24 protein-coding genes are annotated in these 24,605 nt (G+C 65.1%); 18 read left to right on the forward strand and 6 right to left on the reverse strand.

The genetic code is table 11. From position 1 onward, the window contains the following. Window positions 1-61: 61 nt before the first annotated feature. The gene (locus tag FG95_RS20875; protein WP_162473311.1) at window positions 62-220 is read left to right on the forward strand and encodes a hypothetical protein; all 159 of its coding nucleotides are present in this window, start codon (window positions 62-64) and stop codon (window positions 218-220) included. A gap of 45 nt (window positions 221-265) precedes the next feature. Beyond that, a complete protein-coding gene (gene alr, locus FG95_RS19110; RefSeq protein WP_037558000.1) occupies window positions 266-1,312 on the forward strand; it encodes an alanine racemase in 1,047 nt (348 codons plus the stop codon). A gap of 84 nt (window positions 1,313-1,396) precedes the next feature. Here the strand turns inward: alr and FG95_RS19115 are convergent, their stop codons facing one another. Beyond that, window positions 1,397-4,555: a TonB-dependent receptor domain-containing protein gene (locus tag FG95_RS19115; protein WP_037558002.1), complete on the reverse strand. Its 3,159-nt coding sequence runs from the start codon at window positions 4,553-4,555 to the stop codon at window positions 1,397-1,399. A 472-nt stretch (window positions 4,556-5,027) separates the two neighbouring features. On the opposite strand from FG95_RS19115, the gene phaR reads away from it, so the two are divergent. From phaR to FG95_RS19140, 5 genes are all read left to right on the forward strand, one after another. After that, on the forward strand, window positions 5,028-5,564 hold the full coding sequence (gene phaR / locus FG95_RS19120) for a polyhydroxyalkanoate synthesis repressor PhaR (protein ID WP_037558004.1): 537 nt from the start codon (window positions 5,028-5,030) through the stop codon (window positions 5,562-5,564). Window positions 5,565-5,607: 43 nt separating this feature from the next. Beyond that, complete coding sequence (gene proS, locus FG95_RS19125; protein ID WP_037558006.1) at window positions 5,608-7,134, forward strand: proline--tRNA ligase; 1,527 nt, start codon at window positions 5,608-5,610, stop codon at window positions 7,132-7,134. A gap of 70 nt (window positions 7,135-7,204) precedes the next feature. Next, window positions 7,205-7,555, forward strand: coding sequence for a DUF6152 family protein (locus FG95_RS19130; RefSeq protein WP_037558009.1), 351 nt, complete (start codon window positions 7,205-7,207; stop codon window positions 7,553-7,555). 10 nt (window positions 7,556-7,565) lie between these two features. Then, a complete protein-coding gene (locus FG95_RS19135) occupies window positions 7,566-8,051 on the forward strand; it encodes a DUF6644 family protein (protein WP_037558011.1) in 486 nt (161 codons plus the stop codon). A gap of 62 nt (window positions 8,052-8,113) precedes the next feature. Continuing rightward, on the forward strand, window positions 8,114-10,456 hold the full coding sequence (locus FG95_RS19140) for a ribonuclease R family protein (protein ID WP_037558013.1): 2,343 nt from the start codon (window positions 8,114-8,116) through the stop codon (window positions 10,454-10,456). A 1-nt stretch (window position 10,457) separates the two neighbouring features. Here FG95_RS19140 and FG95_RS19145 read toward each other — a convergent pair whose 3' ends face one another. Then, window positions 10,458-11,240 carry a helix-turn-helix domain-containing protein gene (locus tag FG95_RS19145; RefSeq protein WP_037558184.1) on the reverse strand — a complete coding sequence of 261 codons (783 nt, stop codon included), beginning with the start codon at window positions 11,238-11,240 and terminating at the stop codon, window positions 10,458-10,460. Between the two features lie 118 nt (window positions 11,241-11,358). Between FG95_RS19145 and FG95_RS19150 the strand changes: the two genes are divergently transcribed. Then, the gene (locus FG95_RS19150; protein ID WP_037558015.1) at window positions 11,359-11,748 is read left to right on the forward strand and encodes a hypothetical protein; all 390 of its coding nucleotides are present in this window, start codon (window positions 11,359-11,361) and stop codon (window positions 11,746-11,748) included. Here FG95_RS19150 and FG95_RS19155 read toward each other — a convergent pair. Beyond that, the gene (locus tag FG95_RS19155) at window positions 11,745-12,200 is read right to left on the reverse strand and encodes a universal stress protein (protein WP_037558017.1); all 456 of its coding nucleotides are present in this window, start codon (window positions 12,198-12,200) and stop codon (window positions 11,745-11,747) included. The two genes, FG95_RS19150 and FG95_RS19155, sit on opposite strands and share 4 nt — an antisense overlap. A 159-nt stretch (window positions 12,201-12,359) precedes the next feature. Here FG95_RS19155 and FG95_RS19160 point away from each other — a divergent pair, with 159 nt between their 5' ends. From FG95_RS19160 to FG95_RS19195, 8 genes are all read left to right on the forward strand, one after another. Further along, the gene (locus tag FG95_RS19160; RefSeq protein WP_037558018.1) at window positions 12,360-13,655 is read left to right on the forward strand and encodes a pyruvate dehydrogenase complex dihydrolipoamide acetyltransferase; all 1,296 of its coding nucleotides are present in this window, start codon (window positions 12,360-12,362) and stop codon (window positions 13,653-13,655) included. A 1-nt stretch (window position 13,656) separates the two neighbouring features. After that, window positions 13,657-14,166, forward strand: a complete 510-nt coding sequence (locus FG95_RS19165; RefSeq protein WP_200880230.1) for an endonuclease domain-containing protein — start codon at window positions 13,657-13,659, stop codon at window positions 14,164-14,166. Between the two features lie 11 nt (window positions 14,167-14,177). Beyond that, window positions 14,178-15,575, forward strand: a complete 1,398-nt coding sequence (gene lpdA, locus FG95_RS19170) for a dihydrolipoyl dehydrogenase (protein ID WP_037558021.1) — start codon at window positions 14,178-14,180, stop codon at window positions 15,573-15,575. 6 nt (window positions 15,576-15,581) lie between these two features. Continuing rightward, window positions 15,582-16,181 (forward strand): hypothetical protein, encoded by a 600-nt coding sequence (locus FG95_RS19175; protein WP_037558023.1) that lies wholly within the window; start codon window positions 15,582-15,584, stop codon window positions 16,179-16,181. Window positions 16,182-16,228: 47 nt separating this feature from the next. Further along, window positions 16,229-16,840, forward strand: coding sequence for a phosphatase PAP2 family protein (locus FG95_RS20015; RefSeq protein ID WP_052182529.1), 612 nt, complete (start codon window positions 16,229-16,231; stop codon window positions 16,838-16,840). Between the two features lie 9 nt (window positions 16,841-16,849). Next, entirely contained in the window at window positions 16,850-17,770 is a 921-nt protein-coding gene (locus FG95_RS19185; protein ID WP_037558025.1) for an aminotransferase class IV, read from the forward strand. Window positions 17,771-17,778: 8 nt separating this feature from the next. Then, the gene (locus FG95_RS19190) at window positions 17,779-18,558 is read left to right on the forward strand and encodes a sulfotransferase (protein ID WP_235211624.1); all 780 of its coding nucleotides are present in this window, start codon (window positions 17,779-17,781) and stop codon (window positions 18,556-18,558) included. A gap of 70 nt (window positions 18,559-18,628) precedes the next feature. Continuing rightward, entirely contained in the window at window positions 18,629-19,963 is a 1,335-nt protein-coding gene (locus FG95_RS19195; RefSeq protein ID WP_037558029.1) for a Xaa-Pro dipeptidase, read from the forward strand. A gap of 3 nt (window positions 19,964-19,966) precedes the next feature. On the opposite strand, the gene FG95_RS19200 is transcribed toward FG95_RS19195, so the two are convergent. Continuing rightward, window positions 19,967-20,752, reverse strand: coding sequence for a tyrosine-protein phosphatase (locus tag FG95_RS19200; protein ID WP_081933272.1), 786 nt, complete (start codon window positions 20,750-20,752; stop codon window positions 19,967-19,969). Beyond that, window positions 20,749-21,552, reverse strand: coding sequence for a crotonase/enoyl-CoA hydratase family protein (locus tag FG95_RS19205; RefSeq protein WP_037558033.1), 804 nt, complete (start codon window positions 21,550-21,552; stop codon window positions 20,749-20,751). The genes FG95_RS19200 and FG95_RS19205 overlap by 4 nt, the downstream gene beginning before the upstream one ends. 51 nt (window positions 21,553-21,603) lie before the next feature. Here FG95_RS19205 and FG95_RS19210 point away from each other — a divergent pair, with 51 nt between their 5' ends. After that, window positions 21,604-22,743: an acyl-CoA dehydrogenase family protein gene (locus FG95_RS19210; protein ID WP_037558036.1), complete on the forward strand. Its 1,140-nt coding sequence runs from the start codon at window positions 21,604-21,606 to the stop codon at window positions 22,741-22,743. After that, entirely contained in the window at window positions 22,740-23,459 is a 720-nt protein-coding gene (locus FG95_RS20020; RefSeq protein ID WP_052182530.1) for an acyl-CoA dehydrogenase family protein, read from the forward strand. Before FG95_RS19210 ends, FG95_RS20020 begins: the two co-directional genes overlap by 4 nt. A 3-nt stretch (window positions 23,460-23,462) precedes the next feature. Here the strand turns inward: FG95_RS20020 and FG95_RS19220 are convergent, their stop codons facing one another. Further along, window positions 23,463-24,593, reverse strand: a complete 1,131-nt coding sequence (locus tag FG95_RS19220; RefSeq protein WP_037558037.1) for a CaiB/BaiF CoA transferase family protein — start codon at window positions 24,591-24,593, stop codon at window positions 23,463-23,465. Window positions 24,594-24,605 lie beyond the last annotated feature (12 nt).

Genomic DNA, 24,605 nt, shown 5'->3' on the forward strand with positions numbered 1-24,605 from the left:
TCTCCGTGCCTGACGCCGTCGCAAACGGCGGCCTCAGACCGCTACGCCAACCTAATTCCGAATGGGACTTTTGAAAGGAAATAATGCCCCTTACGACACTTTCCTGTTCCGCTCAGCCGCACGACCCTACACCTGGGTCGTCGTTCTCGTCGCCTTCCTCGTCACGGCCTTCATGCTGAAGGACCCGGTCGAGGGGCAATGGGACAGGCCGGCCCTATGATCGCCCCCATTGGCGGAGGCAGCCAAGCCGTATAGGGGCGAAGGAATGATTGCCATTCCCTCGCCGCTTCGCCTTCGCCTTTCATCCGAAGCCCTCGTCGCCAACTGGCGCTGGCTCGCCCAGCAGAGCGGTCCGGCGGCGTGCGGCGCGGCGATCAAGGCCGATGCTTACGGTCTTGGCGCGCGCGAGGTGATGCGACATCTTTCCGCTGCGGGATGCCGCGACTTTTTCGTCGCGACCTGGACCGAAGCCGCCGCGCTGATGCCCTTGCCCGAAGGCGTGTCGCTCTCGGTCCTCCACGGCGTCGGCGCGAGCGACATGATCGCGGCGCGCACGCTCCCGGCGCGCCCGGTGCTCGGCAGCCTCGAACAGATCGCGCGCTGGCGCGAAGCGGGGGAGGGGCGCCCGTGCGATGTGATGATCGATACGGGCATGAACCGCCTCGGGCTTCGCGTAGAGGAAGCGATCGGCGGCGCGCTCGACGGCCTGAATATCGGCACCCTGCTCAGCCATCTCGCCTCGGCCGACGAGGACAGTGAACAGAATGCGCTGCAACTGGCAGCGTTCCACAGCGTCCGGCAGGCGGTTCCCGCCCGGCGCTACAGCCTCGCGAACAGCGCGGGCATCTGCCTCGGCGCCGACTATGCGTTCGACCTGACGCGCCCCGGCATAGCGCTCTATGGCGGCACACCCCGCGGCGAAGCCGGGGGGCATATCCGGCAGGTCGTGTTCCCTGAAGTGCGCGCCCTCCAGGTGCGCGACGTGTTTGCTGGCGAGACGGTCGGCTATGGCGCAACCTGGACCGCGAGGCAGGATAGCCGGGTCGTAATTGCGAACTTGGGCTATGCCGACGGCTATCTACGCTGCCATGCCGGATCGGGCTCGGCCACGTGGCGGTCGCGCCCGCTACCGCTCATCGGCCGCGTATCGATGGATCTGACCGCCTTCGACGCCAGCGAGGTGGACGAACTCCAGGAAGGCAACTGGCTCACGCTCGATTATGACCTCCCATCGACCTCCGCTCGCAGCGGCCTGTCGCAATATGAGCTGCTGACGGGGCTGGGGCCGCGGTTCGAGAGGCGTTGGATTTAGAGCGAGCGTTGCAAAAGGAAAATCAAACAAAAAAAGACCGCCTTCCCAAAGGAAGGCGGTCGATTTTCATGAAGCTCGATTGGCTTACCAGCTGGCCTTGATGCCCGCATAGAAGTAGCGACCAAAGCTGTCGAACGGATCACCGCCAGCGGTACCGAGCAAGCCGAGCGGCGGGAGCTTGTCGAACACATTGTCGATGCCGACATAGAAGTTGAACTTCTTGTCGATTTCCAGATTCGCCCGGAAATTGTGATAAAATGCGTCCGGATAATAGACCTGCGGGAACTGATCAGCGTTCTGCGGCGGAAGCGTCACAATGTTCCCCGGTGTGCAGCTGCCGCCGCCAGGGATCGTGCCGTTGGCCGGGCAGGCACCCTTATAGGGGTTCTGCGCTTCCCAAGTTCCGATCGTCTGTTTGCCGATGTACCGCACCGACCAGCTGAGGTCGAGATCGCCAAAATCGTAGTTGATGCTCGCGTTCGCGGCCCAGCGTGGATCGCCCAGTTCGCTCATCTGGCGGTTCGGGTTCGCCGGGTTCAACGGATCGGTGTAGTTGTCGAGGCGGATCAGATAAGTCGCGATCGCGCGGAACGACAGACGATGACCATTGTCGAACGTCCGGCGATAGGCGACGTCGAAGTCGATGCCTTCGGTCTTTTGCGCGGCGAAGTTGACGCCGCCCGAAATGACCGCACCGGCCTGCTGATCGAAGAAGCCGGTCGACTGGCGGTTCACCGTCGAACAGAACTGGTTGTTGATGCCGTCCGGGCTGTCATAGCACAGATTGATGATCGTCTGTGCACCAAGAGCCGCGATCAGGCTTTCGACTTTGATCTTGTAATAGTCGACCGTGAAGTTGAAACCCGGCAGGAAGCTGGGTTCGAACACCGCGCCGATCGTCAGGCTCTTGCCGATTTCGTTCAGCAGGGTGGGGTTGCCGCCCGAAAGGAAGCTGGTCGACGAGGTGCGGGCAAGGCAGTTCACCCACGGATCGCCCTCTTCGCGCTGGTCTTCCGGCACGCCCGACCCGGCGCACGCTGCGGCCGCAGCCGCGTCGAACACTGTCGGGACCCCGGCGGCGGCGCAATTGGCCGCGCGGTTCGGGTTGTTGCTGATGAACGAGGTGTCGCACGGGTCGGTCAACTGAGCGAAGTTCTGGCTGAGCGGCGAGAACAGGTCGCTCTGCGTCGGTGTACGAACCGACTTTGCATAGGCCGCGCGGAAACGAACGTCAGGGATCGGCGCGTACAGACCCTGGACGTTGTAAGCCCAGACCGTGCCCGCCGACGTATTATAGTCGGAGACGCGGGCCGCCGCACCGATCGTCAGTTCTTCAGCGAGCGGAACATTGGCGAGCAGCGGAATACTCACTTCGCCAAAGGCTTCCTTCACCGACAGCTTTGACGGCGTGAACGGCTGGATGGCGTTCAGGAACGTACCGCCGCTGGCCGTCAGCGCGTCATAAACCGACGATGCCGTTTCTTCGCGATATTCGGCGCCGAGTGCAAAACCGATCGGACCGCCGGGAAGTTCGAACAGCTGCGACAGATCGCCGGAAACGCTGGCCGTTGCGACGAACTCTTCAGCCTTTTCGACGCGCTTCGCCTTGGTGTTCACGAAGTCGAGAGCCGCCTGCGAAGGCGCCCCGCTGCCGAACACGTTGATCGGAACGCAATCCGGGCGATCATTGGTCGGGTCCGCATCGGCGTTCACGCGGCAAACGATCTGGCCCGACGTATTCTGTACCGCGTCAATGGCGAGCAGGAAGCCGTCAAGGTTGCCCTGTTCGTCGAACAGCACCAGATTGTTCAGCGAATCCATCTTGGATTCAAAGCGGCCATAATTCAGGGCGATTTCATAACCCCAGTCGTCGTTGAACGTCCCCTCGACGCCGCCTACAACGCGATAGGTTTCGCGTTTGTGCTTTTCGCCGCGACCACCGAAGTCGGTGTTGAAGCGGGAAATGGTGAACTCGGTCGCATCCGGCGTCGCACCGCAAACGCCATAGGCGGACAGGGTGCCGAAAGCCTGTGACGTCAGGAAGGGGTTGTCGCAGCGCAGTTCGGGGATCGCGTCGAACTGTTCCTGCGTCAGCGCGAAGAAATTCGCCAGCGATCCTTGGAAGAAGCTGGGCTGACCTTCCTGCAGCGCATCGACACGAACATATTTGGCCTCGATGAAGGGACGGAAGGCGTCGCTCACATCATAATGGGCCAGCAGGTTGAAGGCATAACGCTTTACGCCCGCGGCAAGCTGCCCGGTGTTGCGCAGCGTCGACCCCTGTCCGCCAAGGATGTTAGCGGAACCGCCGGCTTCGAAATCGCCATCGGGAACGTCGACGAACAGGTCGCCCACCGAGTTGAAGCGCAGATATTGCCCCCGACCGACACGGCCGAGCGTGCCGCCGTCCGAAATCGAGCCATTTTTGACGCCGCAGAAAAACTCCGTGTCGGTGATGCCGTCCGAGCCACCGGGCTCACTGCCGGTCGGTTCGACGGTCTGGAACTGACAGCGACCCGAATAAGCGCCCGTCAGGGCGTCGCGGTCGCTGAAATAGAGCGGCGTCTGTTCTGCATATTCGGCCGAAATCGCGATGTTGCCGCGGCCATCGGCGAAGTTTTTGCCGAAGGTGCCGCTGACAAAGACGTTGCCGCGGTCGCCGCGCGACGAGAGGCCGCCCTGGGCGCGGAGGTTGATACCTTCGAAGTCGCGCTTCGTAATGAAGTTCACAACGCCCGCGACTGCATCGGAACCGTAAATCGCCGAATTGCCGCCGGTAACGATGTCTACGCGTTCAAGCAGATCGACCGGAATGGTGTTCACGTCGACCAGATAGTCGCCCGGCGACGCCGTGATGTGGCGCTTGCCGTTGACGAGCACCAGCGTACGGGCGGTTCCAAGGCCGCGAAGGTCAAGGATGTTCAGGCCAGCGGTCCCGATGAAGCGCGTCGAGTTGCCCTGACTGAAGGTCGAACGCAGCGACGGCAGGTCATTGAGCGCGTCGCCCAGCGAGATGTCGCCGGTGTCGGTCAACTCGCCGACGTCTACCGACGTAAGCGGAACGGACGATTCCAGCGTCGGGCGCACGATGCGCGAGCCGGTGACGACGATCGAGCGTTCGGTATTATCATCGGTTGCTTCGGCGGTGTCCGCCGGAGCGGTGTCCTGCGCCAGCACGGGCTGGCTCACCGATATGGCCACTGCAAAGGCAGCAGCACCCCGAAACAGGTGCGACTTGTTCATTGATAACTCCCCGGTTGTCCGTTCAAAAAACAAGTTGAACGGATTACGCAGCAGAAAGACCGAAAAGAAATCCGAGCACAAGCCTTCCGTAGCGATTTCCCGACGCAGGCGATTTATGACAGGACGTTTGTGACATTTGCGCAACACCGGAGTCGCGAAACGGCAATAAGCCGCGGATAATATGCTTCGCCTCGCGCGACATGAACGAGCGCACTTGGCCCTCCGTACAGAGCAATATTTCAGATTTCTCGTTGCAGCAGAAACTAAATTTCTTTCCAGCCTTTGTCATGGGGTGAGGTCCGGCGCCGCAAGACTCGAGCGGCCGCTGTTCAGCCTGGCGGCGCGCGCGCCGCCACGACTCGCAGCGAACGGCGGCGCATGTTGCGACGCATCATAATTTGATGCTAATGCGGCAGCCTGTCCGGTGCGGCGCGGTCGCCAGGTTCCGGGCGTGCAGGGAGCGCGGGTGAAAATGGCGAAGTCCAAGGGGACGGCGGAAGACGATGTCGTCACGATCAAGAAATACGCCAACCGGCGGCTCTACGATACCGAACGCAGCTGCTACATCACACTCGACGATCTGGGGACGATGGTCCGCGATGGCCGCGATTTTCGCGTCGTCGATGCGAAAAGCGGCGAAGACATCACGCATAATGTGCTGACCCAGATCATCATGGACGAGGAAACGCGCGGCGAAACGCTGCTGCCGGTCAATTTCCTGCGCCACCTGATCGGCATGTACGGCGACAAGATGCAGTCGATGGTCCCGCAATATCTCGAAGCCTCGATGACGGCGTTCCGCAAGAACCAGCAGGACGTCCGTTCGGCGTTCGAAGGGGCGCTCGGCGCGAACCCGCTCGCCGAACTCACCCGCCGCAATATGGAAATGTTCCAGCAGGCGGCGGGGGCTTTCATGCCAGGTGCTGCGGGCAGCAAGGCGAAGGATACCGAGATCGCCGCGCTGAAAGCCGAAATCGCCGAGCTCAAGGCTGAGCTCGCCAAGAAATAACGGGGGCCGCTCTCCCGGCTCCCAAGCACAGAAAACAGGACAGATGATCAAGCATGCGCTCAGCGTAACCCGTCAGGCCGACTTCGCGGCCTGGTATCAGGATGTCATTGCCGAAGCCGACCTCGCCGAGGAATCGGGCGTGCGCGGCTGCATGGTGATCAAGCCGTGGGGCTATGGCATCTGGGAACGTATCCAGACGGTGATGGACGCCGCGATCAAGGACGCCGGCGTCCAGAACGCCTATTTCCCACTCTTCATTCCGTTGAGCTTCTTTGAAAAGGAAGCCGACCATGTCGATGGTTTCGCAAAGGAAATGGCGGTCGTCACCCACCACCGGCTGATCGCGGACGGGAAGGGCAAGCTCGTCCCCGATCCGGAAGCGAAGCTCGAGGAGCCGCTGATCGTTCGTCCGACTTCCGAAACGGTGATCGGTTCGGCGATGAGCCGCTGGGTGCAGAGCTGGCGCGACCTGCCGCTGAAGGTCAATCAATGGGCCAACGTCGTCCGCTGGGAAATGCGCACGCGAATGTTCCTGCGCACCAGCGAATTCCTGTGGCAGGAAGGTCATACCGCGCACGCCGACAGGGATGACGCGATGGCCGAAACGCTGCGCGCGCTCGAAATGTACCGCGCCTTTGCCGAGGATGTGCTGGCGATGCCGGTGATCGCGGGCGAGAAGCCCGAGAATGAGCGTTTCCCGGGCGCCGTCGCGACCTATTCGATCGAAGCGATGATGCAAGACGGAAAGGCGCTCCAGGCCGGCACCTCGCATTATCTGGGCACCGGCTTCGCCGAAGCCGCGAACATCCGCTATCAGGACAAGGACGGGGGTCACAGCCTCTGTCACACGACGAGTTGGGGCACCTCGACGCGCATGATCGGCGGCGTGATCATGACGCACGGCGACGACGACGGGCTGCGCTGTCCGCCGCGCATCGCGCCGCACCAGATCGTGATCGTGCCGATGCTGCGCGACAATGACGAGGATGCCGCGATCCTCGACTATTGCCGCGACCTCGAAACGCAGCTGAAGACGCTCGACGCGTTCCGCGAACCCGTGCGCGTGCTGTTCGACACCGGCGCGAACAAGGCGCAGACCAAACGCTGGGGCTGGGTCAAGAAGGGCGCGCCGATCATCGTCGAGGTCGGCCCGCGCGACGTCGCGGGCGGCAATGTCGCGGTGATCCGCCGCGACCGGCTCTACAAGGATGACGGCAAGCTCAACTCGGCGTTCGTCGCAAAGGGCGATTTCATCGCCGAGGCGGTTGCGACGCTTCAGGACATCCAGTCGAGCCTTCATGCCGAAGCGCGCGGGCGGCTGCACAGCAACATCCGCCGCGACGTCACCGACTTGAAGGCGCATTTCGCGGGCGATGACAAGTTCGTCGGCTGGGCCGAGGTGCAATGGTCGCGCCCCAGCGGGGCGGCGCTCGACAAGATCGTCGAGCAGTTGAAGGCGCTCAAGCTGACGATGCGTAACACGCCGCTCGATGCCGCGCCGGCGGACGGCGCCTGCTTCTTCACCGGCGAACCCGCGGTCGAGCGGGTGCTGATCGGGCGAACTTACTGAGCCCGACGCTCTTGCACCGAGGGCTGCGGGTCTTTAGCCTTCACGCCGAGGGGCTCGAAGGAGACTGTCGATGCGCTACCCCCTGCTGATCGCGGCAACGACGCTGGCCTTGGCCGCGCTCCCCGCCGCGGCCCATCATGGCTGGTCGTCCTATGACGAGACCAAGCCGGTCACCTTGACCGCGTCATTCACCGAATTGTCGTGGGGAAACCCGCACGGCAGCGCGAAGATGCGCTGGAAGGGCAAGGTCTGGGACGTCATCCTGGCGCCGGTCGGCCGCATGGAGGCACGCGGACTGACGCGCGCCGAGATCGAGCCCGGCAAACGCTTTCGCCTGACCGGTTATCTCCGGCGCGACGGCGCGCCCGAAATGCGGATCGAGCGCGTGATGATCGGCAAGAAAACGGTCGAGCTTCGCTGAGGCGGGCAGCGTGGAGCCTGTCCTGACCGCCGCCGCGGCGTGGCTCGATACGATCGGCGTCGGGCCATGGGCGCGCGGATCGGCGCTGGTCTATCCCGTTGCCAATACGCTGCATCTGCTGGGCCTCGTCATGCTGGTCGGCGGAATCGGCGTCGTCGATTTGCGGGTTATTGGTCTTTGGCGCAGCCTGCCGATGGCGGAACTGTCGCGCGCTCTGACGCGGGTTGCCGTCGCGGGGCTGGTCCTGATGATGGCCAGCGGCTCGATATTGTTCGCCGCCGACGGCGCGGCGCTGGCGCGATCGGCCATTTTCGAACGAAAATTGCTCCTTATCGCAGCGGCGTTGGCAAACGCCGCCGTTTTTCGACGGATATGGAACCCGCACATGGCGCGCTGGGCCGACAGCGTGCCCCGTCCGGCGCGGATAATGGCCGGCGCATCGCTGCTCCTCTGGCTCGCGGCGGGCGCATCGGGGCGCTGGATCGCCTATGGCTGACATCGTCCGATCGCGCGCTATCGCTTGGTAAAGGCGCCCGGCGCGCTTATAGCCTTGGACCAATGAAAAAACGTTCGAATATAGCCCCCGGCCTGCCGACCAGTGAGCAGATCCTCGACTTCATTACGGCGTCCGACCAGCCCGTCGGCAAACGCGAGATCGCGAAGCATTTCGCGCTCCACGGCAATGACAAGATCGCGCTGAAGGCGTTGCTCAGGGATATGACCGACGAGGGGCTCGTCGATCTGGCGCCGGGCCGCGCCTTTCACAAACATGGCGGCTTGCCGCGCGTAACCGTGCTGCGCGTCGCGGCGATCGAGGGCAGCAATGTCTGGGCGGTGCCCGAACGCTGGGAAGGCGCCGGTCCCGCGCCGCGGCTGCGCGTGATGGAGCAGGGACGCCCGAAACGTACGGGGGGCGCGCTCGGCGTCGGCGACCGCATCCTCGCGCGCACCGAGGAACGCGGCAGCGGCCATGTCGCGCATCCGATGAAGCGGCTGCAGGCGAGCGCAGAGATGGTGATCGGGGTGCTCGTCGAGGACAAGTCGCCCGGCGGCAAGCCGATGGTCTGGCTGCGTCCCGCCGACAAGCGCGCGCGCTTCGACTTCGCGGTCGCCGACAAGGGCGATGCCGAAATCGGCGATCTGGTGCGCGCCGAACTGACGGGGCGCGGGCCGGCGACCAAGGCGAAGGTCATCGACCGTATCGGCGATCCCTTCGCGCCGAAGTCGCTGAGCATGATCGCGATCGCGCGGCATGAGATTCCGCACGTCTTCGACGGCGAAACGCTCGCCGAGGCCGGGACGGCAGCGAAACTTCCGCTCACCCCCGACGGGCGCGAGGATCTGCGCGAGCTGCCGATCGTCGCCATCGATCCCATCGACGCGCGCGACCATGACGATGCCGTCTGGGCGATCCTCGACGAGGACCCCGGCAACAAGGGCGGCTTTCGCGCGATCGTCGCGATCGCCGACGTCAGCTTCTATGTCCGCCCCGACGGCGCGCTCGACCGCGAAGCGCGGCGACGCGGCAACAGCGTCTATTTCCCCGACCGGGTCGTGCCGATGCTTCCCGAAACATTATCGGCGGGCGTCTGCTCGCTGAAAGCGGGGCAAGACCGTGCTGCGATGGCGTGCCATCTTGTCATCGACAGGCATGGCAAGGTGACGTCATGGCGTTTCGCCCGCGCGTTGGTGCGGCTGCGCGCGAACATCGCCTATGAACATGCGCAGGCGGCCTATGACGCCGACGCGCCGCGCGAGGAGTGGGACGCCGATGTGCTCCCGACGCTCAAAAATCTTTGGGCGTGCTGGGCGCTCCTCGCAAAGGCTCGCGCCGCCCGCGCGCCGCTCGATCTCGACCTGCCCGAACGTCAGGTCATTCTCGACGAGCAGGGAGGCATCGCGGAAATTCGCGTCCGCGATCGGCTCGATTCGATGCGGCTGATCGAGGATTATATGATCGCGGCGAACGTCGCGGCGGCGAAGGCGCTCGAGGCGAAGAAATCGCCGGTGATGTACCGCATCCACGAACCGCCGAGCCGCGAGAAGCTCGTGAGCCTCAAGGATTATCTCGAAACCTTCGAGCAGAGCTTCGCGCTCGGGCAGGTGATCACCCCTGCGGTGTTTAACCGCCTGATCGATGGATTTTCGGAGGACGACCGGCTGCCCGAGATCATGCAGGCGATCCTGCGGAGCCAGACGCAGGCCTATTATGGCCCCGCCAACGCGGGTCATTTCGGCCTCGCGCTCGGCTCTTATGCACATTTCACTTCGCCAATCCGCCGCTACGCCGACCTGATCGTCCACCGCGCGCTCGTCGACAGCTATCGCCTCGAAGTGCCGGGCAAGCCCAAGGGTCTGCCCGCGCGCACCGGGCTGGGCGAGGCCGACGCCAAGGGACTGTCGCGCATCGGCGAGACGATCAGCGCGCTCGAACGCCGCGCGATGGAGGCCGAGCGCGAGACCGTCGACCGCTATGTCGCGGCTTACCTCGCGACCAAAACGGGCGAGATACTCGTCGCGCGCATCACCGGGGTCCAGCCCTTCGGCTTTTTCGCGACCGTCGACGGGCTCGGCGGCGACGGGCTCGTGCCGGTCTCGACCTTGGGCAGCGAACGCTTCTTCTACGACGAAGCGGCGCGGACGCTCGACAGCGAACATGGGCGCGTAAGCTATACGGTCGGACAGCGGATCGAGCTCAGATTGCTCGACGCCAATCCGATCAGCGGCGCGCTGCGCTTCGAACTGCCCGATGCGCCCGAGGGCGGCTTCCGGAATCGGTCGCCGCGCCGCGACGGGGTGAAGAAGACCGGCAAGGGCGCCGGGAAAGATAGGGCGGGCAAGCATATGGTCGGCAAGCGGGGGCGCCCGGCGAATATCAAGCACAAAGGACGGAAACGGTAGTTCAGGCCGCAGCCATCGCCTGCAACAGAGCCGCGCTCTCCGCGTCGGCCGGGAAGAACGCCTCGATGGCCAGTTCCGACAGGGTGATATCGACCGGCGTGCCGAAGATCGTCACCGTCGACACGAAGCGGACCTGCCCCATCGGCGTGTCCAGGATCAGCGGCACCGCGATCCCGTTCGCCGCGCTGCCGTCATGCGCGTGGGTGCCGCCGCCATAGCCCGCGAGTTCCTCGCGCAGTGCGATCAATCCAGCATCGGCGCTCGCATCGATCTGATGATCGAGCCGTTCGAGGAGATGCGCACGCCATTCGCCATGGTTGACGATATGCGGCGCGAGCCCATTGGGGTGCATCGCGACGCGCAGCACATTGACCGGCGGCTCGAGCAATTCGGGCGCCACGAGTTGCATGAGCAGCGCGACGGCGGCGTTCGCCGCGACCATGTTCCAGTGGCGATCGACCGCGAGCGCGGGATAGGGCTCGTGTCCTTTCAGCACATGCTCGACGATCGCCCGCATTCCCGCCATTTCGGGGCTGTCGAGCGGTCGCTCCTGATAGTCGGGGGCATAACCGCCCGCGAGCAGCAGCGCGTTGCGCGCGCGGTGCGGCACCTCGAGGCAATCGGCGAGCCGCTGCAGCATCGCCGCGCTCGGTTTCGAGCGGCCCGTCTCGATGAAGCTCAGATGCCGGGTCGAAATCTCGCTGTCGAGCGCGAGGTCCATCTGGCTCATCCGGCGCCGGACGCGCCATTCGCGGAGCTGTTCGCCAAGGGCTGCGGGCTTCATCATCATTCTCCTTCGTAACGTCCGCTATACCCCTGGCTTCGGTTTTTCCATTACCTCGGGCGTAATCGACGCCATTCCATTCGCGGTCCAATTGGGGCGGGTCGAAAGGAGAATCACTATGTCGATCCGCAATCTCAAGAATATCCTCATCGCCGACGCCGTCACCTGCACGGGCGTCTTCGCCATCGGCCTGCTCGCCGCGGCGCCGGTCGGCGCGCTGCTCGGTCTGCCAGCCAATATCGTCGCGATCGGCGGCTGGATCTGCCTCGCCGCCGCGCTGCTGATGGTCGTTGCCGCGCTGCAGAAGGTGCCGCACGCCGCGCTGGTCAAGCTGATAGCGCTTGGCAATCTCGGTTGGGTCGCGGCGAGCTTCGCGGTGGTCGCGAGTTTTGCCGCCGGAATGACCGGCATCGGCATCGCGGTCGTCGTCGCGCAGGCCTTTGGCGTGCTCGGTTTCGCGATCCTCGAATGGAAAGCGGTGGCGACGCCGCGTGTCGCGGCCGCCTAACTCAGCGCATCGAGCCGGGCGATATCGATCCCGCCCGGCACCAGCATCACCGGACAGGGGAGGGTTCCCGCATCCTGTCCGGTGAAATGCGCGACCAGCGGCCCGGGCGCTCCCGACGGCGCCGTCGCAAGGACCAGCGCGGCGATCTCGTCGCTCGCACCGATCAATTCGCGCACGACCTCCACGGGCTTTCCCGACTTGATCAATATCTGCGGCGTCAGGCCCGCTTCCTGCACCACGGCATCGGCAGCCGCGGCGGTCAGTTCCTCGGCATGTTCGCGCGCTTCGGCTTCGATCGTCGCCTGGACGCCGCCAAAGGCTACGAAATCGTGCGGCGCGATGATCGCGAGCACGGTGACGCCGCCGCCCGTTCGCGCTGCGCGCCGCGCCGCGAAGCGCAGCGCCAGCGATGCCTCCGGGCTGTCGTCGATCACCACCAGATATGTCCGCATCACCCCGACCCCTCGTGTTTTTGCTTGGCCCAAAGAGTGCGTCACATTCGTATGAAACGCAAGCTGGCCCGCTGGACCTTGATCGGTACAGGGCTTATGGCGAAGAAGAATCCGTAGCGGCAGGCCCCGCCTGCAAGACTGACAGGGACAAGCCTAGACATGCCAATCGAACTGAAAATGCCCGCTCTCTCGCCGACGATGGAGGAGGGCACCCTCGCCAAATGGCTGGTGAAGGAGGGCGATACGGTCAAGTCGGGCGACTTGCTCGCCGAGATCGAGACCGATAAGGCGACGATGGAGTTCGAGGCGGTTGATGAAGGCACGATTGCGCAGATTCTCGTCACCGAAGGCACCGACAATGTGAAGGTCGGCACCGTGATCGCGACGATCGCGGGCGAGGGCGAGGACGCGTCAAGCGCGAAAGCTGCGCCTGCGCCCGCCGCCGAGCCGAAGGCCGAAGCCCCGGCGCCGGCACCCGCTGCTACGGCGGCGGCTCCAGCGCCGACCCCGGCCCCCGCGCCGGCAGCCACCCCCGCCGCATCGGGCGACCGTATCAAGGCGAGCCCGCTCGCCAAGCGTCTCGCCGCCGAGCAGGGCATCGACCTCAAGAGCGTGACCGGCACCGGCCCGGGCGGCCGCATCGTCAAGGCCGACCTCGAAGGCGCCCCGGCGGGCGCCGCAGCCCCCGCCGCGACAACCGCCGCTCCGGCTCCCGCCGCGGCCGCTCCGGCCCCGGCAGCCGCCGGCGCGATCCCCGATTTCGGCATCCCGCACGAGGACGAGAAGCTCAGCGGCATGCGCAAGACGATCGCGCGCCGCCTCAGCCAGTCGATGCAGGAATCGCCGCATATCTACCTCACCGTCGACATCCGCCTCGACGCGCTCTTGAAGCTGCGCGGCGAACTCAACGCCAGCCTCGAGAGCCGCGGCGTCAAGCTCAGCGTCAACGACATGCTGATCAAGGCGCTCGCCGTCGCGCTCGAACGCGTGCCCTCGTGTAACGTCAGCTTCGGCGGCGACGTGATGCGCCAGTACAGCCGCGCCGACATCTCGGTCGCGGTCAGCATCCCCGGCGGCCTGATCACCCCGATCATCGTCGACGCGGGCGGCAAGTCGATGTCGAAAATCTCGACCGAAATGTCGGAGCTTGCCGCGAAGGCGAAGGAAGGCAAACTCCAGCCAAACGAATATCAGGGCGGCACCGCCTCGATCTCGAACATGGGGATGATGGGGATCAAGCAGTTCACCGCGGTGATCAATCCGCCGCAGGCGATGATCATGGCGATCGGCGCGGGCGAGAAGCGGCCCTATGTCGTCGACGACGCGCTCGCGATCGCGACCGTCATGTCGGCAACCGGCAGCTTCGACCACCGCGCGATCGACGGCGCCGACGGCGCGCTGTTGATGAAGACCTTCAAGGAACTGGTGGAGAACCCGCTGGGGCTGGTGGCGTAAAATGCCCGCGAGGAACATTAGCCCCTCTCCCCTTGCGGGAGAGGGGTTGGGGAGTGGGGTCCGCGCCGCGGCAGCGGCGCATAAGACTCTCTCCGAAGTCCTCGCCCGCAAAGCCCTGTTGCTGGACCGTGCCCGCCAGATGCCCTCGAACCCGACCGATGCTGAACGCAAGCTCTGGTCGATCCTCCGCGCTGGTCGGCTCGAAGGTCTGAGATGGCGCCGCCAAGAGATGATCGATGACCTCTACATCGTCGACTTCATCTGCTTCGAGCATCGGCTGATCGTTGAAGCCGACGGCGGCCAGCATGGCAAAAATGCTTACGACATCGAACGCGATGCCTATCTGAACGCGCAGGGTTTCCGCGTCCTTCGCTTTTGGAACAACGACATACTCGCCAACAGCGATGGCGTCGTTGCGAGCATATTGGACGTCATCGATTCTTCAGGCGCGCAGACGCGCGCCGACCCCACACCCCAACCCCTCTCCCGCAAGGGGAGAGGGGGCTTTTGAAGGAGCCCATAATGGCTGACACAAACTACGACCTCATCGTCCTCGGCTCGGGCCCCGGCGGCTATGTCGCGGCGATCCGCGCGGCGCAGCTGGGGCTGAAAACGGCCATCGTCGAGCGCGAGAATCTCGGCGGCATCTGTCTCAATTGGGGCTGCATCCCGACCAAGGCGCTGCTGCGCTCGGCCGAAATCTATCATTATATGCAGCATGCGGGCGATTACGGCCTGATCGCCCAGCAGATCAGCGCCGATATCGACGCGGTGGTGAAGCGCAGCCGCGGCGTCGCCAAGCAGCTGAGCCAGGGCGTCGCCTTCCTGATGAAGAAGCACAAGATCACCGTCCATATGGGCGAAGGCAAGCTGACCGCACCGGGCAAGCTGGAAGTGAAGGGCGAGAAGGGGAGCGAAACCCTCACCGCGAAGAACATCATCGTCGCGACCGGCGCCCGCGCGCGCGATCTGCCCTTCGCGCCTGCCGACGGCAAGCGCATCTGGACCTATCGCCACGCGCTCGTCCCGCCCGAAATGCCCAAGAAGCTGCTCGTCATCGGATCGGGCGCGATCGGCATCGAGTTCGCGAGCTTCTACAGCGACATGGGCGCCGAAGTTACCGTCGTCGAAATGCTTGACCGGCTCGTGCCCGTCGAGGATGCCGACATCTCGGCCTTCCTCGAAAAGCAGCTCAAGAAGCAGGGCATGACGATCTTTACCGGCGCCGGCGTCGAGGAATTGAAGGCGACCGCGACCGGCGTCACTGCAAAGATCAAGACCAAGGACGGCAAGACCGAAAGCGCCGAGTTCAGCCACGCGATCGTCGCGATCGGCATCGTCCCGAACACCGAGAATATCGGGCTCGAGGCCTTGGGCGTGAAAACTACCAAGGGCCATATCGACACCGACGCGATGTGCCGCACCAACGTCCCCGGTATCTGGGCGATCGGCGACGTCACCGCGCCGCCGTGGCTCGCGCACAAGGCGATGCACGAATCGATCATCGCGGTCGAGGCGATCGCGGGCAATCACCCGCACGCGATGGACGTCCGCAACATCCCCGGCTGCACCTATTGCCGCCCGCAGATCGCCAGCGTCGGGTTGACCGAGGCGAAGGCGAAGGAACTGGGTTACGAGGTCAAGGCCGGAACCTTCCCCTTCATCGGCAACGGCAAGGCGATTGCGCTGGGCGAGTCCGAAGGCTTCACCAAGACCGTGTTCGACGCGAAGACCGGCGAGCTGCTCGGCGCGCATATGATCGGCGCCGAGGTCACCGAGCTCATTCAGGGCTATACGATCGGCAAGACCGCCGAGCTGGTCGAGGATGATTTCATCGGCACGGTCTTCCCGCATCCGACGCTCAGCGAGACGATGCACGAGGGCGTGCTCACCGCGTTCGGACGTCCGCTGCATATCTAGGCGCGCTTGAACCCGTCGATCCTTCATTTCTCCCGGACGGGCAGCGTTCTCAAGGCGCTGTTCTTCCTGGGGATGGCGGCGATCGCTTTCACTGTCTCCGGCCTGATGCACGCCGAGCGCGAAGCCCCGCCGCGGACCGTCCGCCTGCCCGATATCGAACTGTCCGCGCCGGCGCCGCATCGCGACCCGCTGGCGCCGTTCAAGGTCCCGTTCCTGATGATCGCGGGCGGGGTTTGCCTATTCTATGTTGGCCGGCACGGCCTCCGGGGCTTCATGCGAAGCGAGGCGGTGAAGATCGAAAACGGGGCCTTGCGCTTTCATCCGAGCTATGGCGCCCGGCCGAACCCGCTGCCGCTCGATGCCATCGCCGAGGCGCTCTTCGACCGCACCGACCGGCTGCCGGGCGATGGCCCCGCATCGGCGAAGCTCGGCGCCCGCCTACGGCACGGCCTTTACCTTCGCTACCGCGTCGATGGTTCGTTGAAGGAGGTGTGCCTGATCGACAATGACTTCGACGGCGGGGCGGAGCATTTACGGCGTTTCGCAGCCCATCTGGACAGCTGGCGCCAATCGGCGGCGCGAACGGCAAGGGGGGACCGGTCGTGACGCCGCCAATGACGCGGGTAGTGACGGGGGCCAGCAAGCAAAGGCACGTGCCTGCCGCGATTTCGCTGATCATCGCTGTCCTCGCGCTCGGCTTTGCGGTCGGCGCGGGCTGGACGCAGGATGCCGACTGGCAAGTGTCACACCTGCTCTCGCTGCGCATCGACGAAAGCGACCCCGCCTTCATTGCCTTCATGCAAGGCGCAAGCTGGATCGGCGGCGGCACGCCGCGCTGGATCATCGTCATCCTGCTCTGCGCGCTCGTCTGGCACTGGTGCGGGCCGCGCTGCGCGGTGGCGCTCGGCGGCGCGTCGCTGCTTTCGAACCTCGCGTCGAGCTTGCTCAAGCTCGGCTTCGGCCGCGCGCGGCCCGATCTGATCGATCATCTCGACCATCAGACGAGCTTTTCCTACCCGAGCGGCCACGCGACCAGCGCCGCGGTCGTCTATCTGCTCCTCGCCTGGCTCGCCCCGCCGCGCTGGCGCCCCTTTGCCTGGGCGTTCGCCGCGACGATGATCGTCCTCAACGCTTTCTCGCGCATCATGCTCGGCGTCCATTGGGCGAGCGACATCGCAGGCGGCACGATGCTCGGCGGCGCCTTCGCGCTGCTCGGTGCGTGGTGGGCCGGGCTTTCCTCTCGACAGACGGCGATCAACGGCTAACCTTGCGGCATGGCTCAAGGTACCCACGATTTCATTCCCGATCCGCGCAACGACGCGATCCTGATCAACGTCAACGGGACCCTCGTTCCTCGGGCACAGGCAAGCGTATCGGTGTTCGACAGCGGCTTCATGCTCGGCGACGGCGTGTGGGAGGGCATCCGCGTTCACAAAGGATGCATGGCGTTTCTCGACCAGCATCTGGACCGGCTATGGGAAGGCGCAAAGGCGATCGCGATGGATATCGGGATCACGCGCGACGCGCTCGAACGGCGCCTTTACGACACGATCGACGCGAACGGCATGGACTATTGCCATATCCGCCTGATGGTGACGCGCGGCATCCGTTCGACGCCCTATCAGGACCCGCGCGTTGTCGTCTCGCCCGCGACGATCGTAATCATCGCCGAGCACAAGGATCCGCTCCCCGCGACGGTCGAGAAGGGGCTGTCGCTTTTCACCGTCCATGTCCGGCGCGGCGACCCCGCAGTACAGGACCCCAAGCTCAATTCGCATTCGAAGCTCAATTGCATCACCGCGTGCATCCAGGCGGCACAGGCCGGCGCCGACGAGGCGCTGATGCTCGACCCGCACGGTTTCGTCGCGACGTGCAATTCGACGCATTTTTTCATCGTGCGCGGGGGCGAGGTATGGACGTCGAGCGGCGATTATTGCCTTGGCGGCATCACGCGCGGCAATGTCATCCGCATCTGCCGCGAAAACGGCATTCCGGTCTATGAGAAGAATTTCTCGCTCACCGACGTCTATGGCGCCGATGAGGCGTTCGTTACCGGCACCTTCGCCGGCGTCGTGCCCGCGCACACGATCGACGGGCGCAAGCTGACCGAGGGAAGGAGGGCGATGGTCGAACGACTGCAAAGCCTCTACAAGGCGCTGATCGAGCGCGACATTGCCGGGCGGTCGCGGCCGTGACAGACTGCGTGCGTATCGCCCCGAGCGGGGATCCGCTCAGGATCGCCCCGAGCGGGGAACCGCTCAAGATCGCAATGTGGTCCGGGCCGCGCAATCTGTCGACCGCGATGATGCGCAGTTTCGGCAGCCGCGCCGACAGCTTCGTCAGCGACGAGCCCTTTTATGGCGCATATCTCAAGGAAACCGGCGATCCGCAGCCGATGATGGACGCGGTCATGGCGTCGATGGACTGCGACTGGGGCGGCGTTGCGCGCAGCATGGCGGGCACCTGTCCGACCGGCGCGAAGCTCTGGTACCAGAAGCATATGGCGCACCACATGGTCGGCCCGATCGCCTACGACGATCTTCCCGGCCTGCGCCACGCCTTCCTGATCCGCGACCCCGCGCGCGTGATCGCGAGCTATGCGGCAAAGCGCGTTGCGGTGCGCCCCGATCATCTCGGCACCGCGAAGCAGGTCGAATTTTTCGACCGCGAGGCCGACCGGCTGGGCCACGCGCCGCCGGTGATCGACAGCGCCGACATATTGCGCGATCCGTCCGCGATGCTGCAGAAGCTGTGCGCAGCGCTCGGCATCGCATGGGACCCCGCGATGCTGCGCTGGAAGGCCGGAATCCACGATACGGATGGCGTCTGGGCCTCGCACTGGTACGATGCCGTCGCGTCAAGTACGGGCTTCGGTCCGCCCGACAAGCCGCAACCTGAACTGACGGCGGAGGGGCGGGCGGTCGCCGATGCCTGCCGTCCCGGTTACGACTATCTGGCACGGCATAAAATCACCGCCGCGTGAAAATTCTGCTGTCCTATTAAGTCCCGTTTTGCCATCCATTTTGCGGGCACTGAAAAGGGGCGGGAAAAACATGCAATCGCGAGTAAAGTTCGGCAGTTTTCTGCGGGGAATCATCTTTGTCTCGACGGCGCTGGCCGGAGCCGCTGCGCTCCCGGTGCAGGCGCAAGATAGTGCCGGCCAGATCGTCATCACCGCCGCGCGTTACGTCGACGTGCTGACCGGCAAAACGGTCGACAATCCCGCGATCTTCGTCGGCGCCGACGGCCGCATCACGAACATCGCCGATGCGCGCACCGTGCGCTGGGGATCGAACGTCAAACATGTCGACCTTGGCGACAGAACGCTGCTGCCGGGCCTGATCGACATGCACGTCCATCTCGACGGCCCCGCCGACATCGGCGGCTATCGCGGGCTCGAATTCACCGACAGCTTCTGGGGCATGACCGCGGTCAAGAATGCGAACGACATGCTCGGCGCGGGCTTTACGACCGTGCGCAACCTTGGGTCGAGCGACCGCAACGATATCGGGCTCAAGCAGGCGATCGACGCGGGCTATGCCACCGGCCCGCGCATCGTGCCCGCGGGCTATGCACTGGGCGCCACCGGCGGCCATTGCGACAGCACCTTTCTGCCGCCAAGCCTCGAAAGGGAGGACGGCAAAGAAGAGGGCATCGGCGATACGCCCGACGAACTGCGCTATCAGGTCCGCCGCCAGCGCAAATATGGCGCCGAGGTGATCAAGGTGTGCGCGACCGGCGGGGTCTTTTCGCGCAACACCGAACCGGGGCAGTTGCAGGTTTCCGAAAAGGAGCTCGCCGCGATCGCCGACGAGGCGCATCAATGGGGCCTGCGCGTCGCCGCGCACGCGCATGGCGCCGAAGGCATCCGCGCCGCGATCGCCGCGGGGATCGACACGATCGAGCATGTCAGCCTGGTCGACGACGAGGGCATCCGCATGGCTACCCAGCGCAAGCGGCCGGTGTGGTTCTCGATGGATATCTACAACACCGAATATACCCAGGCCGAAGGCGCGAAGAACGGCGTGCTCGAGGATAATCTGCGCAAGGACCGCGAGATTGCGCAGATCCAGCGCGACAATTTCCGCAAGGCGGTGAAAGCCGGGGTGCGCATGGTGTTCGGCTCCGACGCCGGGGTGATGCCGCACGGCGAGGTCGGCAAGCAGTTCCGCGTCATGGTCGAATATGGGATGACCCCGATGCAGGCGATCCAGGCCGCGACGAAGAACGCCGCCGAGGCGCTCGGCCGCGAGCAGGACGTCGGCGCGATCGCGGTCGGCCGCTATGCCGACATCGTCGGGGTCGACGGCGACCCGCTGACCGACGTACGTCAGCTCGAAAGCGTCGATGCGGTGGTGAAGGGCGGGGTGCTGGTGAGGGGCGAATAGCCCCTAGACCACCAGCCGGTCGAGCATCGCCTCGCGCATCTCGGGCGTGAAGTTCAGCACCGCCTCGGCATAGGTCGGGATATCGCCATGGTCGCGGCGCACCGTGGCGAGCGCGGCGTCGAGATAGGAGGGATTGACCGACATCAGCGCGCGGATCGCATCGTCGTGAATCTCGGCGCCGTAACGCGATCGGATATGCGCCGCGCCCTGCGCGATGCGTTCCTCGATCTTGCCCGCGGTGTTGGTGAGCAGATAATCGTGCATCAGATCGTCCTCATGGACGCCGAGCAGCCGGTGGACGATCGCGACGGCGAACCCCGTGCGATCCTTGCCCGCGACGCAATGGACGAGGCTGGGCGCATCATATTCGGACAGCGCGGCGAGATAGAGCCGCAGCGTCGCGACGAGCGCGGGGCGGTAGGGCATGCCGGCATAGGTATCGATCATCCGGTCGCGCGCCGTCGCGACGTCGATCGTCCCGCCCGCCGCCTGCAGATGCGGCGCGAGCCCCGCAGTCACACCGCCCGCGAACAGCACGCGCGCCGAGAAATTGTCCGACCGCCGGCACGGATGCAGCTCGCGCTCGTCGTCGCCGCGAAGATCGACGACCGTTTCGAGCCCCAGCGCGTCGAGCGCGGTCAGATCCTCGTCGGTCGCCGCCTCATGGTGCGCCGATCGCCACAGCATCCCATCGCGCAGCCGCCCGTTGCCATCGACGGCATAGCCGCCATAGTCGCGGAAATTGTGGATGCCGGACAGCGGCAGGACACGCTCGGCGAGCATGGTCATTCTCCTGTAAACATAGGGGGACGCTTTTCGACGAACGCATTGATCGCCTCGCGGTTATCCGCGGTTTCGTGGACGATCGCCTGATAGGCTGCGCTCAACTCCAAAATATCGTTCATCCGGCTGTGCTGCGCCTCGCGCAACAAACGCTTCGTCAGGCGCAGCGCGCGGGGCGGGTTGCAGACGATCCGCTCGGCGATGGCGATCGCCCGGTCGAGCAGCTCCGCATCGGGCACGACGTCCGTCACCAGACCATATTCCTTTGCCTGCGCGGCGTCAAAGCGGTCGCCGGTCAGGAACAGCTCGGCGGCGCGCGGGTAGCCGAGTATCTTCTGGAGCAGCCAGGCGCCGCCGTCGCCCGGGACGATCCCGACCTTGATGAAACTGCACGCGAATTTGGCACTCTCGGCCGCGATGCGAATGTCGCAGGTGCAGGCGAGGTCGGCGCCGAGCCCGATCGCATGACCGTTGACCGCCGCGATCATCGGCACCTCGCAGTCCATCAGCGCACGGATCACCGCCTGCACGCCCTTGCGATAATTGGCGCGGGTGGAATCGGGCTGGTCGAGCACGCCGATGCCGGTGCGGTCCTGCATGCCTTTGAGGTTCCCGCCGGCGCTGAACGCCTTGCCGCTACCGGTCAGGATGATCGCGCTGACGCTGCGGTCTTCGCCAAGGTCGCGCAGCGTGTCGATAATGTCCTGGCAGTCCTCGTGCGTGCCGATCGCATTCATGCTTCCGGGCTTGATCATCGTCAGGATCGCGATCTTGCCCCGCCGCTCGACACTCAAAAATTCGCCCATCTTCAATTATCCTTTGCTGCCTAACCAAAGCTATTGCATGGCTGGTGCGACATGCAAGGCTTTGCGCTCTATCCGTTCGATCCGCCTAGCGACATTGCCGCACTGCGCACCGATTTGCGGGCCTGGCTTGCGGTGAACCAGCTGCAGGGCGATCTGGTGGCGCGGGCGAATTGCTGGGTGAGTTTCGACGCCGGTTTCAGCCGCGCGCTCGGTGCCGCGGGCTATGTCGGGATGACGCTGCCGGCGCGCTATGGCGGCGGCGACCGCCATCCGCTCGAACGTTATGTCGTGATCGAGGAATTGCTGGCGGCGGGCGCCCCCGTTGGCGCGCACTGGATCGCCGACCGTCAGACCGGCCCGCTGATCCTGCGTTACGGCAGCGAAGAGCAGCGCGAGCGCTATCTGCCGGGCATCGCGAAAGGCGAGCTCTACGCCTGCATCGGCCTGTCCGAACCCGGCGCGGGGTCCGACCTCGCAGCGGTGCGGACCACGGCGCGCGAGACCGCCGAAGGCTGGCGCATCAACGGCCAGAAGATCTGGACCACCGGCGCACATTTCTCGCACATCATGCTCGCGCTCGTGCGGACCGAAGAGGGCAGCGAACGCAACGCGGGGCTTAGCCAGCTGCTGATCGACCTCGCCACCCCCGGCATCACGATCCGACCGATCATCGACATGGCGGGCCACCATGATTTCAACGAAGTGTTCTTCGACGATGTGCTCGTCCCGCACGGCGCCCTCGTCGGCGAGCGCGGGCAGGGGGGGCAACAGGTCACCGCCGAACTCGGGCTCGAACGTTCGGGGCCCGAGCGTTATCTGTCGAGCCATGCGCTGCTCGTCGCATTGATCGACGCGGCGGGCGCCGACCCCGATCCGGCGGTCGCGACATTGATCGGCGAACTCACCGCCGAAATGTGGACGCTGCGCCAGCTGTCGATGTCGACCGCAGCGAAGCTCGCGGCGGGCGAGGATCCGATGGTCGAGGCGTCGGTGGTCAAGGAACTGGGCAATGCGTTCGAACAGGATATGCCGCGCCGCGTGCAGGCGATCGTGACAAGCGGCTGGGATGATCCCGATGACCTCGCAAAACTGCTCCGCGCGCTGCTTATCGCTTCGCCGAGTTTCTCGCTGCGCGGCGGAACGCGCGAAGTGATCCGCGGGATCATTGCACGCGGATTGGGCCTGCGATGAGCGCCGCGCGCGACATGCTGTGCGATACGGCAAGCGCCGTATTCACCGAAGCGGCGAGCGTGGGCATCGGGCCGGTCGAGGATGCGGGCTTTGGCCTGCTGCTCGTTCCCGAGGCCGACGGCGGGTTCGGCGGCGACTGGGGCGACGTGAACGCGGTGCTGTGGATTGCGGGTCATAGCGTGCCCGACCTACCCGTCGCGGCGCTGATCCTGTCGGGATTGGGCGATGTCGATCCTGCCCTGCACGCCGCCGCGACGGTCAGCCTGATGGCTGGCGCGATGGGGCAGGCGCTCACCCTGTCGATCGACCATGTCAACACGCGCCAGCAGTTCGGCCGCCCGCTCGGCAAATTCCAGGCCGTGCAGCAATCGCTTGCCGTGATGGCATGTGAGGTGCGCGCGGTCGAGGCCGCGGCGGCGGCGCTGGCGGCGCGGCTCGACGCGACGGGGGGCGATGCGTTGGCCGCGGGCTTCGAGATCGCAGCGGCGAAACTGCGCGCCAATCGGGCGGTCGGAGTTGTGACGTCGGTAGCGCATCAGGTGCATGGTGCGATCGGTTTTACCGAGGAATATGACCTCCATCGTGTCACCGTCCCGCTAATGCGCTGGCGCGGTACGCACGGTAACGACGCGCATTGGGCGCAAATCCTCGGCCGTCAGGTCGCCGGTTTCGGCGGGCGCGGTCTCTGGGAAGCGATGACCGCGCGCGACGCCTGAACCCTAACGGACCGCGCCGTCGTCTCGGAGCGCCGCTATCTCATCGGCGTCATAGCCAAGCCCTGCCAGAACCGCATCGCCATCGCCGCCGACCGCAGGCGCCGGGCGCGGCGTATCGTTGACCGTCGCCGAATAGCGCGGGGCGGGGGCAGGCTGGATCGCGCCGCCGACGGTCAGGAAGGTCTCGCGTTCGACATTATGTGGATGCTGCGGGGCTTCGGTCAGCGACAGGATCGGCGCGAAGCAGACGTCGGTCATTTCCATGATCGCGCACCATTCATCGCGCGTCTTCGTCCGGAACAGCGCGGTCAGCTTTTCCTTGAGCGGCCCCCATTTCGACGGGTCGAGTTGCGCATCGAAATCAGGGTCATCGGCGAGCCCGGTTTTTTCGCGGAGCAGCGCATAGAATTGCGGCTCGATCGAGCCGATCGAGATATATTTGCCGTCGGCGCAGACATAGGAGTCATAGAAATGCGCCGCGCCGTCGAGCATGTTGACGCCCGCTTCGTCCTTGAGCCGCCCGGCGGCGAGAAAGCCCCAGGTCATGCCCGCGAGCAGCGCCGATCCGTCGGTCATCGCGCAGTCGATCACCTGACCTTCGCCAGTGCGCGCCGCGTGGACGAGCGCGCTCGACATGCCGAAGGCGAGCATCATGCCGCCGCCGCCGAAGTCGCCGACATAGTTGACGGGCGGGACGGGCTTTTCGCCTGCGCGGCCGATGCCGTGAAGCACACCCGACAGCGAGATATAGTTGATGTCGTGCCCCGCCGCCTGCGCATAGGGGCCGAACTGGCCCCAGCCGGTCATGCGCCCGTAGACGAGCTTCGGATTGTCGGCGAGCAGCACCTCGGGCCCGAGTCCGAGCCGCTCCATCACGCCCGGGCGATAGCCCTCGATAATCCCGTCGGCGCTCTTGCAAAGTTCGCGCGCGATCCGCACCGCCTCCGGGTTCTTCATGTCGAGCGCGATCGACGTGCGGTTGCGGCTCAGCGGATCGCGTGGATCCATGAAACCGCCGGGGCGATCGATGCGGATGACCTCGGCGCCATGGTCGGCGAGCATCATGCCGCAGAAGGGACCGGGACCAATGCCGGCAAATTCGATGATCCTGATGCCCTTCAGCGGCCCGGCCATGATGCTCTCCTG

This window comes from Sphingopyxis sp. LC363, assembly GCF_000756385.1.
Classification (GTDB): Bacteria; Pseudomonadota; Alphaproteobacteria; order Sphingomonadales; family Sphingomonadaceae; genus Sphingopyxis.

Excerpts from the sequence above, each read along its gene's own strand:
- lpdA (WP_037558021.1), top strand. The coding sequence starts at position 14,178 with ATGGCTGACACAAACTACGACCTCATCGTCCTCGGCTCGGGCCCCGGC.
- FG95_RS19160 (WP_037558018.1), top strand. The coding sequence starts at position 12,360 with ATGCCAATCGAACTGAAAATGCCCGCTCTCTCGCCGACGATGGAGGAG.
- FG95_RS19200 (WP_081933272.1), bottom strand. The coding sequence starts at position 20,752 with ATGACCATGCTCGCCGAGCGTGTCCTGCCGCTGTCCGGCATCCACAAT.
- FG95_RS19195 (WP_037558029.1), top strand. The coding sequence starts at position 18,629 with ATGCAATCGCGAGTAAAGTTCGGCAGTTTTCTGCGGGGAATCATCTTT.
- FG95_RS19150 (WP_037558015.1), top strand. The coding sequence starts at position 11,359 with ATGTCGATCCGCAATCTCAAGAATATCCTCATCGCCGACGCCGTCACC.
- FG95_RS19205 (WP_037558033.1), bottom strand. The coding sequence starts at position 21,552 with ATGGGCGAATTTTTGAGTGTCGAGCGGCGGGGCAAGATCGCGATCCTG.
- FG95_RS20875 (WP_162473311.1), top strand. The coding sequence starts at position 62 with ATGGGACTTTTGAAAGGAAATAATGCCCCTTACGACACTTTCCTGTTC.
- FG95_RS19115 (WP_037558002.1), bottom strand. The coding sequence starts at position 4,555 with ATGAACAAGTCGCACCTGTTTCGGGGTGCTGCTGCCTTTGCAGTGGCC.
- FG95_RS19155 (WP_037558017.1), bottom strand. The coding sequence starts at position 12,200 with ATGCGGACATATCTGGTGGTGATCGACGACAGCCCGGAGGCATCGCTG.
- FG95_RS19165 (WP_200880230.1), top strand. The coding sequence starts at position 13,657 with ATGCCCGCGAGGAACATTAGCCCCTCTCCCCTTGCGGGAGAGGGGTTG.
- FG95_RS19210 (WP_037558036.1), top strand. The coding sequence starts at position 21,604 with ATGCAAGGCTTTGCGCTCTATCCGTTCGATCCGCCTAGCGACATTGCC.
- FG95_RS19145 (WP_037558184.1), bottom strand. The coding sequence starts at position 11,240 with ATGAAGCCCGCAGCCCTTGGCGAACAGCTCCGCGAATGGCGCGTCCGG.
- FG95_RS20020 (WP_052182530.1), top strand. The coding sequence starts at position 22,740 with ATGAGCGCCGCGCGCGACATGCTGTGCGATACGGCAAGCGCCGTATTC.
- FG95_RS19130 (WP_037558009.1), top strand. The coding sequence starts at position 7,205 with ATGCGCTACCCCCTGCTGATCGCGGCAACGACGCTGGCCTTGGCCGCG.
- FG95_RS19220 (WP_037558037.1), bottom strand. The coding sequence starts at position 24,593 with ATGGCCGGGCCGCTGAAGGGCATCAGGATCATCGAATTTGCCGGCATT.
- alr (WP_037558000.1), top strand. The coding sequence starts at position 266 with ATGATTGCCATTCCCTCGCCGCTTCGCCTTCGCCTTTCATCCGAAGCC.
- FG95_RS19140 (WP_037558013.1), top strand. The coding sequence starts at position 8,114 with ATGAAAAAACGTTCGAATATAGCCCCCGGCCTGCCGACCAGTGAGCAG.
- FG95_RS19185 (WP_037558025.1), top strand. The coding sequence starts at position 16,850 with ATGGCTCAAGGTACCCACGATTTCATTCCCGATCCGCGCAACGACGCG.
- proS (WP_037558006.1), top strand. The coding sequence starts at position 5,608 with ATGATCAAGCATGCGCTCAGCGTAACCCGTCAGGCCGACTTCGCGGCC.
- phaR (WP_037558004.1), top strand. The coding sequence starts at position 5,028 with ATGGCGAAGTCCAAGGGGACGGCGGAAGACGATGTCGTCACGATCAAG.